The 14,716-nt window shown below is 66.8% G+C and carries 14 protein-coding genes and 1 pseudogene; 8 read left to right on the top strand and 7 right to left on the bottom strand.

What is annotated here, in order from left to right; genetic code table 11:
- The first annotated feature begins 8 nt into the window (after positions 1 to 8).
- Together ACYVN4_RS21175 and ACYVN4_RS21170 are read left to right on the top strand one after the other, a co-directional pair.
- Positions 9 to 638: an SRPBCC family protein gene (locus ACYVN4_RS21175; RefSeq protein WP_460723677.1), complete on the top strand. Its 630-nt coding sequence runs from the start codon at positions 9 to 11 to the stop codon at positions 636 to 638.
- Positions 635 to 2,233 (top strand): flavin-containing monooxygenase, encoded by a 1,599-nt coding sequence (locus ACYVN4_RS21170; protein ID WP_460723676.1) that lies wholly within the window; start codon positions 635 to 637, stop codon positions 2,231 to 2,233. Before ACYVN4_RS21175 ends, ACYVN4_RS21170 begins: the two co-directional genes overlap by 4 nt.
- Here the strand turns inward: ACYVN4_RS21170 and ACYVN4_RS21165 are convergent.
- From ACYVN4_RS21165 to ACYVN4_RS21150, 4 genes are read right to left on the bottom strand one after another with little or no spacing between them, the layout of a single operon-like run.
- Entirely contained in the window at positions 2,167 to 3,519 is a 1,353-nt protein-coding gene (locus tag ACYVN4_RS21165; protein ID WP_460723675.1) for an aminotransferase family protein, read from the bottom strand. The two genes, ACYVN4_RS21170 and ACYVN4_RS21165, sit on opposite strands and share 67 nt — an antisense overlap.
- Entirely contained in the window at positions 3,516 to 4,745 is a 1,230-nt protein-coding gene (locus ACYVN4_RS21160) for an MFS transporter (RefSeq protein WP_460723674.1), read from the bottom strand. Before ACYVN4_RS21160 ends, ACYVN4_RS21165 begins: the two co-directional genes overlap by 4 nt.
- The gene (hemA, locus tag ACYVN4_RS21155) at positions 4,742 to 6,004 is read right to left on the bottom strand and encodes a 5-aminolevulinate synthase (protein WP_460723673.1); all 1,263 of its coding nucleotides are present in this window, start codon (positions 6,002 to 6,004) and stop codon (positions 4,742 to 4,744) included. Before hemA ends, ACYVN4_RS21160 begins: the two co-directional genes overlap by 4 nt.
- A gap of 30 nt (positions 6,005 to 6,034) precedes the next feature.
- The gene (locus tag ACYVN4_RS21150) at positions 6,035 to 7,756 is read right to left on the bottom strand and encodes an acetolactate synthase catalytic subunit (RefSeq protein WP_460723672.1); all 1,722 of its coding nucleotides are present in this window, start codon (positions 7,754 to 7,756) and stop codon (positions 6,035 to 6,037) included.
- A 152-nt stretch (positions 7,757 to 7,908) separates the two neighbouring features.
- Between ACYVN4_RS21150 and ACYVN4_RS21145 the strand changes: the two genes are divergently transcribed.
- The 4 genes from ACYVN4_RS21145 to ACYVN4_RS21130 all read left to right on the top strand — a co-directional run bounded on the left by ACYVN4_RS21145 (position 7,909) and on the right by ACYVN4_RS21130 (position 10,487).
- Positions 7,909 to 8,796 (top strand): LysR family transcriptional regulator, encoded by an 888-nt coding sequence (locus ACYVN4_RS21145; protein ID WP_460723671.1) that lies wholly within the window; start codon positions 7,909 to 7,911, stop codon positions 8,794 to 8,796.
- A 14-nt stretch (positions 8,797 to 8,810) separates the two neighbouring features.
- A complete protein-coding gene (gene aroQ / locus ACYVN4_RS21140; RefSeq protein ID WP_460723670.1) occupies positions 8,811 to 9,395 on the top strand; it encodes a gamma subclass chorismate mutase AroQ in 585 nt (194 codons plus the stop codon).
- A 40-nt stretch (positions 9,396 to 9,435) separates the two neighbouring features.
- Positions 9,436 to 9,846 (top strand): PaaI family thioesterase, encoded by a 411-nt coding sequence (locus ACYVN4_RS21135; RefSeq protein ID WP_460723669.1) that lies wholly within the window; start codon positions 9,436 to 9,438, stop codon positions 9,844 to 9,846.
- Positions 9,847 to 9,971: 125 nt separating this feature from the next.
- Positions 9,972 to 10,487: a LysM peptidoglycan-binding domain-containing protein gene (locus tag ACYVN4_RS21130; protein WP_460723668.1), complete on the top strand. Its 516-nt coding sequence runs from the start codon at positions 9,972 to 9,974 to the stop codon at positions 10,485 to 10,487.
- 67 nt (positions 10,488 to 10,554) lie between these two features.
- On the opposite strand, the gene ACYVN4_RS21125 is transcribed toward ACYVN4_RS21130, so the two are convergent.
- Complete coding sequence (locus tag ACYVN4_RS21125) at positions 10,555 to 11,874, bottom strand: serine/threonine-protein kinase (protein ID WP_460723667.1); 1,320 nt, start codon at positions 11,872 to 11,874, stop codon at positions 10,555 to 10,557.
- A 504-nt stretch (positions 11,875 to 12,378) separates the two neighbouring features.
- Here ACYVN4_RS21125 and ACYVN4_RS21120 point away from each other — a divergent pair.
- Both ACYVN4_RS21120 and ACYVN4_RS21115 read left to right on the top strand, forming a co-directional pair.
- Positions 12,379 to 12,762 (top strand): annotated as a pseudogene (locus tag ACYVN4_RS21120) (lipase family protein); the annotation flags it as partial.
- A 217-nt stretch (positions 12,763 to 12,979) separates the two neighbouring features.
- Positions 12,980 to 13,216 carry a lipase family protein gene (locus ACYVN4_RS21115; RefSeq protein WP_460724055.1) on the top strand — a complete coding sequence of 79 codons (237 nt, stop codon included), beginning with the start codon at positions 12,980 to 12,982 and terminating at the stop codon, positions 13,214 to 13,216.
- A gap of 9 nt (positions 13,217 to 13,225) precedes the next feature.
- Here ACYVN4_RS21115 and ACYVN4_RS21110 read toward each other — a convergent pair whose 3' ends face one another.
- Together ACYVN4_RS21110 and ACYVN4_RS21105 are read right to left on the bottom strand one after the other, a co-directional pair.
- On the bottom strand, positions 13,226 to 13,963 hold the full coding sequence (locus ACYVN4_RS21110) for an ABC transporter permease (RefSeq protein ID WP_460723666.1): 738 nt from the start codon (positions 13,961 to 13,963) through the stop codon (positions 13,226 to 13,228).
- Positions 13,963 to 14,706: an ABC transporter ATP-binding protein gene (locus tag ACYVN4_RS21105; protein ID WP_460723665.1), complete on the bottom strand. Its 744-nt coding sequence runs from the start codon at positions 14,704 to 14,706 to the stop codon at positions 13,963 to 13,965. The genes ACYVN4_RS21110 and ACYVN4_RS21105 overlap by 1 nt, the downstream gene beginning before the upstream one ends.
- Between the last annotated feature and the right edge of the window lie 10 nt (positions 14,707 to 14,716).

Here is a 14,716-nt window from a genome sequence, read left to right as displayed (position 1 = left end):
AGACGACCATGACCGTGACCTCGTTCCTGCACACCCAGCGGCCCGCCGCGCAACCGGCGGTCGATGACACCGTCTTCGACACCGCTGCATTGGTTATCACCGTCGAAGGCGTCTTCGACGCACCGGTGCAGGCGGTGTGGACCGCCATCGACGACGATCGCGCCTGGAGCTGGCTGCCCGCGCCCTGCGTCGGAGTGATCTACCCGTCCGAGGCGCGCGGTGTCGGTGTCGTGCGGGAGATGGGTTCGGTCTTCGCGCCGCTGCGGTCCGTGTGGGTGGAGCGCGAGAAATTCTGGCGCTACGTGCCGAACGAGCGCATCACCTTCGGTGTGGTGAGCGGGAATTGGAGTCAGTTTCTGCTGGTGCGCCTGTATGCCGAGGACATGACCTTCGCCGATCTCGGTGACGGCCGCTCGAAGGTGGTCTGGACGATCGCGGTCACTCCGCGACTGCCGCTGCGCTTCTCCACCTGGTTCCCGCCGCTGTGGCGCGGCGCCTACCGGCTCGTCGGGATCGGCCCGCTGTTCCGTCGCCGGGTCGCGGAGGTGGCGCGCACAATCACGCCGCCACCGGCATCCACGAACGGAAGTGCCTCGGTCGTGCCGAGCACCCTGCGTGCCGAGGAAGGTGTCAAGTGAGCCGCCGCAACGGATCTCGGCGCACGATCGCCGACACGCCGCAGCACGAGGTGGTCGTGATCGGTGCCGGAATCGGCGGCATCTGTGCAGGAGTGAAACTCCAGGAGATCGGGATCGAGGACTTCCTGATCGTCGATCGCGTCGGTGGGCTCGGCGGCACCTGGTACAGCCACAGTTATCCCGACGCCGGCTGCGATATCCCCAGCACCACCTACCAGTTCTCCTTCGCGCGCAAACCCGATTGGGATCGGCTGTTCGCCAAGCGTGACCAGATCCTGGAGTACCTGCGTGAGGTCGCGGCCGATTACGATCTGCCGCGCCGCATGCGCTTCGACACCAGCATCGTTCGCGAGGAGTGGGACGACGAGCACGCGTTGTGGCGGCTGCACGTCGATTCCGGGGAGATCATCACCGCACGCTTCGTCATCAGTGCCGTCGGCGCGTACATCAATGCGAAGACCACCCCGAACATCCCCGGATTGGCCTCCTATACCGGCGTTTCCATGCATCCGGCGCAGTGGAATCACGACTACGACTTCACCGGCAAGCGAGTCGGCATCATCGGCGTCGGCGCCAGCACCATGCAGATCGCGCCCAAGCTCGCCGCCCAGGTCGAGCGGCTCGACATCTACCAGCGCACCCCGCAGGTGTACCTGCCGAAACCGGATTTCGTGCTGCGCCCGTGGATGCAGCGACTGCTCGCCCTGCCCGGCGGTTCCGCCGTCGCCAATGGCATCGCGCAGACCGTGGTCGACACCATGCTGCGGGTCGCGATCTATACGCCCGCGCCGCTGTGGCGATCCGGGGCTCGGCTGGTCGACTTCGTGGGCCGCAACGCTTATGCCGGGTGGGTGCGCTACAAGGTGGACGACAAGGAGATCCGCAAGCAACTGCGTCCCGATTTCGGGATCGTGTGCATCCGCGGTGGGGCGGGCGGGGACTACCTGCCGACGCTCAACCGCGACAATGTCGAGCTTGTCACCGCCGGGATCGCGGAGATCACCCCGACCGGCATCCGCAGCGCCGACGGCATCGAGCGAGAGATCGACGCCTTGGTGGTCGCCACCGGTTACGAGGTGTTCTCCGACCCGGAGAGCTACAAGCCCGGAACCGTCATCGGCCGTGACGGATTCGACCTCGGGGTCTTCTACAACACCGACGAGCTCAAGGCCTACTACAGCACCTCGGTCGCGGGTATCCCGAACCGGTTCATCATGATCGGGCCGTACTCCTGGACCGGCACCGCGTTCCACTACTTCGTGGAGAACGCCATGCGGCACATCGCCGCCGTCATCGACGAGACCCGCCGCCGCAACGCCACCATCGTGGAAGTACGCGCGGAAGCCCAGGAGCGGTTCCATCGGGAGATCCTGCGCAGCGGCCGAAACCTGGCCTACTACTTGGAAACTCGCTGCGAGGGCTCCAACAGCTACTTTATCAACTCCCAGGGCAAATCCCCGTACATCCGGCCCTGGTCGCTGCTGAAGACCTACCGCAAGGCAGTCCGTTTCGACCGCGACGACTACAGCTACCGCACGCCGGTGGAGATCGATGCCGTGGTCGAAGCGCGGTCGGTGGAGCCTGCCCGAAGCTGATCGACCAATCCCGCCCCAACCTGGCCTAGCGCGGCGTCGAGGCGGGCGGCGAGTTCGGTGATCAGCTCGGAGGTGCAGTTGAGCGGCGGTGCCACCAGAACCGAGCGGGTGGTGGCGTCGATGCCCGCCGTGCACAGGATGAGGCCGTTGTCCTTGGCGGCGGCCAGGATTCGCTGGTTGGTGTCAGCCGGTCGGCCGGGGTCGAGGTGGATCGCTCGCATCAACCCGATCCCGGATTGATCGGTGAGCAGCCCAGGGTAGCGGTCGCACAATCCGGTCAGCGCCGCCGCGAGTTCGTTACCGCGCGCAGCGGCGTTGGCCAACAATGCCTCGTCCTCGAGGACGCTGAGCACCGCGTCGGCGGCCGCGCAGGCGAGCGGGTTGGCGGACATGGTGTGGCCCAGGGCGATCGGCCCCAGCGGTTCGCCGATCGCCCTGGTCACGGTTTCGGCGACAAAGGTGACCGCGAGGCTGGTGTAGCCGCCGGTGACGCCCTTGCCGGAGGTGAGCAGGTCGGGGGCGACGGCGGAATGGTCGGCGGCCCACCAGCGTCCGGTGCGGCCGAAGCCGGACATGACCTCGTCGGCGATGAGCACGATCCCGTTGCGCGCGGTCTCCTGGCGCAGCCAGTACATGGTTTCGGGGTCGATGGGCGCGGCACCGGAGGACGCGCCGCCGAGTGGTTCGATGAGGATGGCCGCGATCCGCGACGGTCCGGCGGCCAGGATGGCCTGTGCCCATTCCTCGTGGGTCGCGCGGCGTCGTCCCGGCTTGGGGCGCACCAGGATTCGGTGACCGGCTGGCGTTGCGAGCAGCGGTTCGACCGAGGGGTCGCGCTTGCCGGGGCTGCCGGTCACCGACAGCGCCCCGGCCGTCATCCCGTGGTAGCTGGGCTGTTCGGACAGAATGACGGTGCGTCCGGTCTCGCCGCGACGGTACTGGTAGGCGAAGGCCAGCCGCAGCGCGCATTCATTGGCTTCGGAGCCGGAGTTGCTGTATTCGACGGCGGCCGTCCCGGCGGGGCCGATGGCGAGCAGGCGCTGGGTGAGCCGCCGCGCGGGATCATTGCGGAAGTGGGTGCGGTGCACGAAGGTCAGCTGCTGCAGTTGCGCCTCCATGGCCCGCAGTACGCGCGGATGCGAGTGGCCGATATTGACGTTGAGGACACCGGAGGAGCCGTCCAGATACTGCTTGCCTTCCTCATCGAAAATGTAAGGGCCCTGCGCCTTTACGGCGACGGGGAGGGTGACGCGGGGAGCCGCGACGGCGGCCGGAGCGGAAGTCATACCGGCTGACGATCCTTTCGAACGAGCAGGAGCAAGGCCACGGAGACCGCGGTGGCGGCGACACTCAGCAGCCCGGTCACGCTCGCGAACCCGGCGCCACCGACGGCGAGGGTGCCGAGCACGGTGGTGCCGATCGCGATGCCCGCGTTCATCATCGAGTTGTTCCAGGCAACGACCGAGGCGCGCTGGGTCGGATCGGCCGAGGAGAGATACGCCTGCTGGCTGGAGTAGAACGCGCCGCCGAACACGCACCACAGGGTGAGGGCGGCGAGCGCGACCACCATGGTCGAGGAGCTCACGGCCACCACCGCGCAGGGCACGAACGCCGCCGCGGCGATCACGGAGACCCAGAGTCCGGTCACACCGTGGCGGTGCAGACGATCCAGAATCGTTCCGGCGCTGAGTGATCCGATCAGCGATCCCGCGCCGACGAGCAGTCCGACGAGTCCTAGTGCGGTGAGGTCGAATCCGAATCGCCGCGTGAACAGCACGCCGATGAACGTGTACGCGCCGAGGCGGCCCGCCTGCAGCAGCAGTGTCGCGATCAGGCCCAGGCTGATGCGTGGCTGCGTCCACGGTGCCGCCAGCGCCCGGAAGCCACGTGCCGAGCCGGTCACCGGCAGCTGATCGAGCCGCGCATACAGCACCGCCGACATCACCACCATGAGCACGCCGACCGCGAGAAACGGCCAACGCCAACTGGTGAACGACGCCAGCGCCGCGCCGAGCGGGACGCCGAGCACCTGCCCGAGCGAATAGACGCTCGCGCCCAGCGAGATCACCCGGCCGCGCTGCCGCTGCGGGGTGCGTTCGGCCAGGTACGCCCAGATCGCGGGGGCGGCGATCGCCGCGCCCAGCCCGGTCACGCCGCGGGCGGTCACCAGCATCGGCAGCGAATTCGACAGGGCGCACACGAGATTGCCGACGAGAAACACCTGCGAGCCGAGCAGAATCGACCAGCGTCGCGGATAGCGATCGGCCAGGATGCCGAACGGGGGACCGGCGACCGCGTAGACCAGAACGTACGAGGTGACGACGGTCGCCGTCGCAGCGACCGAAGCGTGCAGCGAACCGGCGATCGCGCCCAGCATCGGCGCGACCAGATACATCTCCGCGCCCATCAGGAAGAACACCGCGTAGAGCAGGACGTGCTGCGCCCACGGCGTCTCGGACCCGCTCTCCGGCAACGTAGTCGAGGCCCGGGGCCGAGTGGTGCCGACACTCATACCGAGACCTTCTCCCGCACCTCGAGCGCGGCGGCCGGTCGCCCCGAACGCCGCGGCAGCCCCAGCTGCGTCCACACCGAATCCACGATCTCCGCGAACCTGTGCACCGCCGCGGGGCTGTGCACAGGCGAGGGATTGATCCGCAGTCGTTCGGTGCCGCGCGCGACCGACGGAAAATTGATCGGCTGCGCGTACTGAAGGTGTTCTTCCAGGAGGATGTCGGCCAGCCGCTTGCACTGGTGCGGGTCACCGACCAGCACCGGGACGATGTGACTTTCGGTGGAGACCAAGGGAATTCCGGCATCGAGCAGCAGCGTCTGCATCAGGTGGGCGCGGTGGTGCAGCAGGATGCGCTCGTTGTCGGAGTCGCGCAGATGGCGCACGCTCGCCAGTGCGGCGGCGGCCAGGGCGGGCGGCATGGCGAGGGTGAAGATGAACGCGGGCGCGAAGCTGCGCACCGCGTCCAGAATCGGTGCGGGACCGGTGACATAGCCGCCGAGGGTGCCGTAGCCCTTGGCGAAGGTGCCCATCAGCAGATCCACCTGATCCGCGCATCCCAGCTGGGCGGCCATCCCGGAACCCTCGGGGCCGTACATGCCCACCGAATGCGCCTCGTCCACGAACACGAGCGCACCGTATTTCTTTGCCACAGCGCACAGTTCGGGCATCGGCGCGATATCGCCGTCCATCGAGTAGATGGATTCGAAGGCCACCACCTTCGGCAGGTCCGGATCGGTGGCCGCGAGTAACTCCTCGAGATGGGCGGGATCGTTGTGGCGGAAGATGCGGCGCTCGGCGCGCGAGGAACGCATGCCGAGAATCATGGACGCGTGATTCTGCTCGTCGGAGAAGAACACCACCCCGGGCAACTGCTTGCCGAGCACACCCAGCACGGCGTCGTTGACCGCGTAACCGGTGATGAAGGTGAGTCCCGCCTCCTTGCGATGTAGTTGTGCCACTTCGCGTTCCAGCTGAATGTGGGTGTGGTTGTTGCCGGAGATATTGCGGGATCCGCCCGCGGCCACCCCCGAGCGGTTGATCGACCGGTGCATGGCCTCGACCACGGACGGGAACTGGCCCATGCCGAGGTGATCGTTGCTGCACCACACGGTGATCTCGCGCAGCCCGTCCGGATGGTGGTGCACCGCTTGGGGAAATCGCCCGGCCAGGCGTTCGATCTCGACGAAGGTGCGGTACTGGCCGGAGGCGCGGATATCGTGGATCTTCTTCTCGAAGTGGGCGGTGTAATCGAAAGCCATTGCTGTCTCCGTATTTTCGGCGTGCGGTGATCAGTGACGGCCGGCGAGGTGGGTGGTCAGCGTCGTTGCGGTATCCCAGCCGGTGATGGGCGGATAGGCGTCGGGGTCGGTGATCACGTCCAGGACGGTGGTCACCGGATCGACGAGCGCCTTGGACAGGTGCTCGCGCAGTTCCACATCGGTGTGGACGGTGTGACCGCGTGCGCCGCACGCGATCGCGATCTGCGCATGATCGACGGGTCCGAGTTCGACGGCCGAGGTCGGCCGCCCGAACTGCACGATCTCGGCGTGTTTCTGGAAGCCGAGGATCGCGTTGTTCAGCACCACGACCACGATGTCGAGGTGTTCGCGTACGGCGGTCTCCAATTCGGCCCAGCAGTGGGCGAATCCGCCGTCGCCGACCACACAGATGACCGGCGAGCCCGGGCGTGCGGCCTTGGCGCCGAGCGCCAGCGGCAGGCCCCAACCCAGCCCGGCCATCCCGCGCGGCAGCACAAAGCGCTGGGTGTCGGTGGTGGCGCGGATGTAGTTGGCCACCCAGATGGAGGAGTAGCTGGCGTCGGCGACCACGATGGCGTCGTCCGGGAGCACGGTATTGATCTCGTCGGCGACGCGTTCGGGACGCAGCGGGGTGCGGTCGGTGGTGCGGACGGCGGCGGTGGTCGTCTCGTATTCGGTGCGGGCCGTGGCGATCCGATCGGTGACGGACGGTCGTTGCGCGGTGCGCTTGCTCAGGTCGAGGTCGCCGAGGGCGGTGATGAGATCTTCCAGGCCGGTGCGAACATCACCGGCGAGGCGCAGCGACGGGTAGTTGCGTCCGATCTCGGTGGGATCGATATCGAGGTGGACGAAGTCGGCGTCCGCCGCGAACAGGCTCCAGCCGTCGGTGCCGTTCTCGTTGGTCCGGGTCCCGGCGAGCAGTACCGCGTCCGCTCCGGCGATCCAGTCCCGCAGGCCGTGCGAGACACCGTGTGGACCCATGTAGTTCCCGATCACGCCGACGCTGAGGGCGGCGGTGTCCGGGACGATGCCCTTGCCCATAGGAGTGGTGGCGACCGGTAGCGACGCCAGCTCACTGAGCCGAGCCACGGCCGCGCCCGCATCGGAGGAGATCGCGCCGCCGCCCGCCACGATCAGCGGCCGATCGGCTCGGGCCAGCAGTTCCGCCGCGGCACGCACGGCCGCGGCGGGTGGGCGGACACGGTCGAGCGGGAAGTGCGCGGACCCGATCGCACGAGCGACCGGTACCGGGGGAGCAGCTTGCTCGAGGATGTCCTTGGGCAGCATCAGCACCGCCGGACCCGGCCTGCCGCTGGTCGCCGCTCGAAAAGCCGCGTCGACATAGTCGTGCACACGCGCGGGATCGTCGAGCCGGTCGAACCACGTGCAGCAGCCGGAGAACAGGCTGCGGTGGTCGATCTCCTGGAAAGCATTCCGGTTGCGCACCGAGGTCGGCACATCCTGGACGAAGGCGACCACCGGAATCGACACCTTCGCCGCCTCGGTCAGCGGCGGCACCAGAAGCGTTGCGGCGGGACCGTTCTGGGCGACGACCACCGAGCAGCGCCGCGCGACCCGGGCGAAACCATCCGCCATCGCGCCGCCCGCGTTCTCGGTGCGATAGACGATCTGGCGAATACCGAGATCCTCGGCCGCCAACACCAGCAGCGACGGCAGACTTTGCCCGAAGAATTCGGAAATTCCTCGGGCTCGCAGGCTTTCGGCGATGGCGGTGGCGACGGTGGAAGGCATGAATCCAGTCTTGAAGCGCTGCCCGGTCCCGGTCCAATTCGTTCTTGCTTGCTACCGATAAGGACCCCTTATCCGGGGTGGTCAGGCTCCGATCCGACGGTGCCCGCAACCGTCGGCGCGCCAGGCGTGGTCCCCTCGATTAGGCTGTGGCCGTGGACGACCTCCGTCGTATCCGTTACTTCCTGGCAGTCGCCGAGCACCGGCATTTCGGGCGCGCGGCCGAGGCGCTGCACATCACCCAGCCCGCGCTGTCGCAGCAGATCAAGACGCTGGAGAAGGAGCTGGGCGTCGAATTGCTCGCCCGCACCGGCCGTTCCTTCGCCCTGACCTCGGCGGGTGTCGCGCTGCGGGACGGCGCACAGCAACTCCTCGCTGTCGCCGCCGATCTGGAACGCACCGTGCGCGCCCGTGCCACCGGCACCGCCGGTGAATTGAAGATCGCATTCACCCGTTCCGGCACCGACAGTGATATTTCCCGGCGTATCAGGGAATTTCGGCGGCAATTCCCCGAAATCGCGGTTTCCACCATCACCGGCTGGACGTCGTGGAATCTCGACCTGCTGGAATCCGGGGAAATCGATGTGGCATTCGTGCGCGGCAGCATTGCGAATCCGCGCATCGCGACCCGCGTGGTCGCGATGCAGGAGGCCGCCGTCGTCGTCGCCAGCGAGCACCCGCTCGCCGAGCGCCCGACGGTCTGCATTGCCGATATCGTCGACGAACCCATCGTGCTGTGGTCGCGCCGCGCGGGCCCCGAGTTCTACGACGAACTGATCGGCCACATCTGGGGCGAGGGCGCGCCGCGTCTCGTCGCCGAGGAAACCGACGCCGAACAAGTCCTCGACTCGGTCTCGACCGGCGTCGGCATCAGCATCCTCGACCGCAAACGCGCGACCCGCATCGCCCACAAGAACGTCGTGGTCATCCCCTTCGACCGTGACCCCCCGACAATCTCGATCCAACTGGCCTGGCTACACGGCCCCGAAACCCCCACACCCACTCTCATCCACTTCCTCGAATGGTGGCGGCACACAAATTGATTCATGATCTTCGCGTGAAGGGCGTAGTAGTAGCGGCACTCTCGTCGATCGTCGTGCTCGGCGGACCGGCCACCGGAGCAGGTGCGGCCCAAGCCGACCCTGCATCCTTGGACCGGTTGGTCGGTCTGGTGGCCGAACGCCTCCAGACCGCGGACACCGTGGCAGCCGTCAAATGGGCGGCCTCGCTCGCCGACGGCACCCAACCGACCATCGACGACCCGGTCCGCGAGGCCCAGGTCTACGACTCCATGGCGAAGTTGGGCGCGGACAAGTCCCTACCGGCCGACTGGGTCCGGCAGGTTTTCGCCGCCCAGATCGACGCGAACAAGATCGTCCAACGCGGCCTCGTCACCCAATGGCGCTACAACCTCCTCCCACCCACCGCTACCACCGGAGACCTCGCCCCGGTCCGTTCGATCATCGACCGCGTCAACGCCGAGATCATCGACGAATTGGCCGGCGACCGAACCGAACTGGCGCAACCCACCTGCACTGTTCAACTCGCCGACAGTGTCCTGACCACCGTGCAGGCGACCCACGCCGACGCCCTGCACCAGGCGGCCCTGATCAAAGCGGTTCTGCCGCTCTGTGAGACGTGACATCATCGGGTCCGATCCTCTCGGGAAAGCAGGTCGTGACATGGAGCCGCCGCTGCCCGGTTTCTCGGTGTACCCCCGGACGAGCCCGTTCCTCGACCTGATCGGTCCGTTGTGGTCCCGCAGTGACGAGCACGGCCTCGAATTCGCCCTCGCCATCGACAACCGCCACGTCAATGCGCGCGGATTCGCCCACGGTGGCGTGCTCGCGGCGCTGGCGGACGTCGCACTCGGCTATGCGAGCGCCTTTGCGCAAGAGCCACCCTTGCGCCTGGTCACGGCCAACCTCACCGTCGACTTCGTCGGCACCGCGGCGAAAGGCGACGTGGTCGTCGCGACCACCGATATCCAGAAGATCGGCAATCGCCTCGGCTTCGCCAACTGCTACCTGTCCATCGACGGACAACGAATCGTGCGGGCCAGCGCCGTCTTCGCCAACGGCGGACCGGGCTGAGCGGTCCACCTGCGGGAACCGCCGCAATGCCGTGCGTAGCCACCGGCGTATCGTCGATCCGGGTGCATGACCGCGTACTAGGTGATTGATCGACAGCGAATGAACCTTCTCCGAAAGGAACAATCGTGAGCGACACCTTGCAGATCGGTGATGAGCTCGGTCTGGGCAGCTCGCTACAGAACGGCGGCTACTCCCTGACCCTGCAGAACGACGGAAATCTGGTCCTGACCGAAGCCGGCACCGAAGTCTGGGCGTCCGGCACCCACGGCCAAGACGTCCAACGAGCCACCATGCAAGACGACGGCAACTTCGTCCTCTACAAATCCGACGGCACCCCCGCCTGGTCCACCGGCACCAACGGCACAGGCGCAACCCGCCTAACCCTGCAACCGGACCGCAATGTGGTCCTGTACGCGGGCGACAAGGGCATCTGGTCCACCAAGACCGCGACCGAACAAACCACCCCCGCCACCCAACCGGCAGGCGGCCCCCACCCCTACACCGTCGAGCCCGGCGACACCCTCGAATCCATCGCGGAACGCGAACTCGGCAGCCGAGACCGCTTCATGGACATCGTCCGAGCCAACGGCCTCGACAACCCGGACATGATCAACGTCGGCCAGATCCTGACCATCCCCTGACCGAAGTCGGCACCCAATAGCGAGTGAACGCCGTTGCCCAGCAACGGCGTTCACTCGTGCGCAGCGGCTACGGAGAAGGCGCTGTCGGCGGGCGCACACGAGATCGCGGAGCGCCGGCGGCCGGTGGCGTTCGCGGGCCGTGGCGCAGCGGAGGCGCGGATGTCCCAACCTCCCATCGAATCTCGTAGTCATCGCTGCGCAGTACCGACCGGACCGCAGACCGGAGCGCCTCGAGGTTCTGCGGTTGCTCGAGTCGGCGTGCCAGCGGCGTGTGCACATGGGTGAAGACGATGGTGGTGCCTTCGATCCGGATGATCGACGCGCCGGTCAGCATCGCCTGGACGGCCGCCCCATACTCTCTGGTCTTTGCCCGGATGTCCGGCCAGGCATCCATTATTTGCTGCAGCCGATGCAGTGGCCGTGGGGAGGATTCGAATGCTCGCCGGACAGCCGTCGCCAGCTCGGAACAGCTGCCGAAACGACCAGCTGGAAGCTTGGAAAGCGCCTGTACAACGATGTCGTCGAAGTCGCCTGGCACGGTCGGGTTTTCACTGCTCGGTGCCGGGATGGGGGCGTTGGCGTGCGCCGCGACGAGTTGCATGGCATCACCCCGGTAGGGAGGAACGCCCGTCAGGAACTGGTAGAGCGTGCAACCGAGGGAGTACACATCGGCCCGCGCGTCAACAGCCGCATTCGAATCGAAGCGTTCAGGTGCCGCATACCGGAACGAGCCGATCATGTTGGAGGTCGTGGTCAGTTGACTGGTGTCGTTCGTCGCTTTGGCGATACCGAAGTCGCTCAGAATCGCTCGTTCTCGCGGGCCCTTGGTGAGTAGCACATTGGCGGGCTTCACATCCCGATGCAGAATCCCGCTGTGATGTGCGTAATCCAGAGCCTCCGCGATATCGGTGATGATGGAAACCGACCGTTCCAGCTCGAGCGGGCCGCTCTGTAGCTCCCACTCGAGATCGGGGCCGTCGATGTAGGCCATGGCGATCCACGGCCGCCCGTTTTCTTCCCCGCCCGCGTGAATCGGAACGATGTTCGGATGAACCAGGGCCGCCACGGCCTTCGCCTCGCGCGCGAATCGCTTTCGCGAGTCCGGATCGATGCTCGCCAATGGTCGCAGCACCTTCAATGCGATCTTGCGAGGCAGGTCTCGGTCCGATGCGAGATACACCTCACCCATCCCGCCCGAACCGAGCAGGTATTCGATCTCGTATCCGGCGAACACGTGCCCCGGGTCGAGTGCGCCCCTCACCCGCGCTTCCTTCCGTTTCCACGATTCCTGTTCGACGATACGCGGGGTGATCCGGGATTTTGTCCGAAATAGTCTGCCGGACTGGGCCTTCCGCGCCGCTGTCCGTTTGCCCGCGTCGAGCCACACACGGATCCGAAAATTGCAGCCAGGTTCCCGTCGAATTCGGTGGGGCTTGTTAGTCTCGCGTCGAGATCTTGGTCGCCTGCATTTCGTTCCCGGTCCTAGTCCACACCTGTGATGAATTGCGAGGTTTGTCTTGCGAGCTGTTCGTGCTGCGCTGGGTACCGTTTTGACTGCCGCGGTGTTGATGGCTGTGATTGTGCTGGCGCCGGTGGGTGAGGGGCGATCTGCTGCGGACAGCGGCGGGATGGGGATGTGGTCGAGGCGCATTCGGTGGGGATTCCGAGCATTCCTACCGGGGCTGCGTTTTCGGCGTGGCAGGTGCGGTATGTCAGTCAGAACACGCAGGGTGGGGCTTGGACGACGGTGGCGACGGTGTTGCGGCCGGTGGCTCGGGTGGAGCCGCCGGTGTTGTTGGCGTATGACGCGATCATCGATGCGCTTGCGCCGCAGTGTTTTCCGTCGGCTCAGCTGCAGGCGGGGATTTCGGCGCAGACGACCAGTGGGGTCATGGAATTCGACATGCTCTATCTCGCTCGGGCGTTGGAGCGGGGATGGACGGTTGTGGTTCCGGACTATCTCGGGCCCGATGGTGAGTTCGCGGCCGGGTATGTGGAGGGACGGGACACCCTGGATGCGATCCGGGCGGCCGAGAACTTCGCGCCCGCAGGGCTTTCCGGTTCGGCGACGCCGGTCGCGATCTTCGGCTACTCCGGTGGCGCGCGCGGCAGTGAGTTCGCGGCGGAACTCGCGGCCGCCTACGCACCGGAGCTGAATCTGCGGGGCGTGGCGGCAGGCGGTGTGACCGTGGATATCTCGTCGACGGCGCGGGCGATCGACGGCACCTTCTCCGGGCCCATTGCGGCGGCCGCGGCACTGGGCATCGGCCGGGCCTATCCCGAGCTCGGGATCGAGTCGTACTTTCCCGATGCCGGACTGCGCAATACCGTCGGCGGCGTGTGCCTGTTGCAACTCGAGGCCGCGTACCCGATGATGCGGTTGCGCGACCACACGGCCACGCCGGGCGGCGTCAGCCTGCTCGACATTCCGACCATCGCAACGGTTCTCGGCACGCTGCGGGCCCGGGGCGTACGGGACGCCGTCGGCACCGCTGTACCTCTACCACGCACTGAACGACGAAGTCGCGCCCGTCGCCGACGCCGACGGGCTCGTCGGCGACTACTGCGCCCGCGGCGTGGACGTCACCTACCACAAGTACCCGGTGGTCGAGCACCTCACCGGCAATGTCGCCGGTAGCCCCGCCGCCCTCGACTGGATCGGCCAGCGGTTCGGCGGCGCACCGGCAACCTCCACCTGCGGGATACCCGGACAAGCGATCATCGGCTAGCCGGGGCGATCAGTTGCTCTGCCTGCGCAAGGTGGCCGCACCGGCGAAAAGGGTTGCTACGGCGAAGGCGGCCAGGACGAGCAGGTCCAGCCAGAGGCGGGTGGTTGGCAGCGGGAACGTGCCGACCTCACTCATGGCTTCGGCCGCATAGCGCAAAGGCATGGCATCGCTGGCGATCTGCAGGGCTGTCGACATTTCCTCGCGGGGCCAGATCAGGCCGCAGAGCAGGATCTGGGGGAAGACGATGGCGGGCATGAATTGGAGGGCTTGGAATTCGGTGCGGGCGAAGGCACTGGTGAAAAGGCCGGTGCAGCAACCGAGGATGGCGGTGCTGACGGCGATGAGCAGGACCGTTGCGATATTGCCCTGGGTACGCAGGTTCAGCAGGCCGTAGGCGACGGCGCAGGCCAGGGACGCTTGGATGGCGGCCAGGATGGCGAAGGCGATGGCGTAGCCGAAGAGCAGATCGAGTTTGTGCAGGGGAGTGCTGAGCAGGCGTTCGAGGGTGCCGCTGACCCGCTCGCGCAGCATTGCGACGCTGGTGATCAGGAACATCGAGGTGAAGGGGAAGATGCCGAGCAGCATCAGGCCGATCTGATCGAAGATGTCGAGCCGGTCGTCGAAGATGAAGCGCAGCAGCGCAAGAAGCAGGCTCGGGACGGTGATGACCAGGGCGATGGTGCGGCGGTCGTGGCGGACCTGGGTGAGCACGCGCAGCGTGGTGGCGAGGGTGAGCGAAACAGACATCAGGCGAACACCTTTCGGCCGTCGGCGGTGTCGGCCTGTCGCAGGATCAGGCGCAGGAAGGCTTCTTCGAGGTCGGGTGCGTCGGTGGCGGCACGCAGACCGGTGGGCGTCTCGTCGGCGAGCAGTCGCCCGTCACGCAACAGCAGCAGGCGTTCACAGCGATCCGCCTCGTCCATGACATGACTCGACACCAGCAAAGTTGTTCCGGCCGAAGCGAGTTCGTGGAACTGCGCCCAGATGTCGCGTCGCAGTACGGGATCCAGTCCGACAGTCGGTTCGTCGAGCACCAGGACGGCGGGATTCGCGAGCAGCGCACAGGCCAGGGAGACGCGGGCGCGTTGGCCGCCGGAGAGCGCGTCCACCATCCGGTCGGCGATATCGTCCAGTCCGACATCGCGAATCGCGGCATCGGCGGACGCCGCCCCGGTGCCCTGGATCTTCGCGAAATAGCGGGCGTTCTGGCGAATGGTCAGATCCCCGTAGACCGAAGGCTGTTGCGTCACATAGCCGACCTGCCTGCGCAACTCGACCGACCCAGCAGGTCGGCCCAGCACGGTGACGCTGCCCGAGCGGATGCGCTGCACGCCCACGATGGCGCGCAGCAGCGTCGTCTTGCCCGATCCGCTGGGGCCGAGCAGCCCGGTCACACTGCCCGGCGGCAGCGCGAAACCGATGTCGTGCAGCACCTGCTGCTTACCGCGGTTGACATTGAGATCGACGACTTCGATGGTGTTGTCCGGCATTTCGGGTCCC

This window comes from Nocardia heshunensis (genome assembly GCF_054782115.1).
This window is presented reverse-complemented; position numbering and strand designations above follow the sequence as displayed.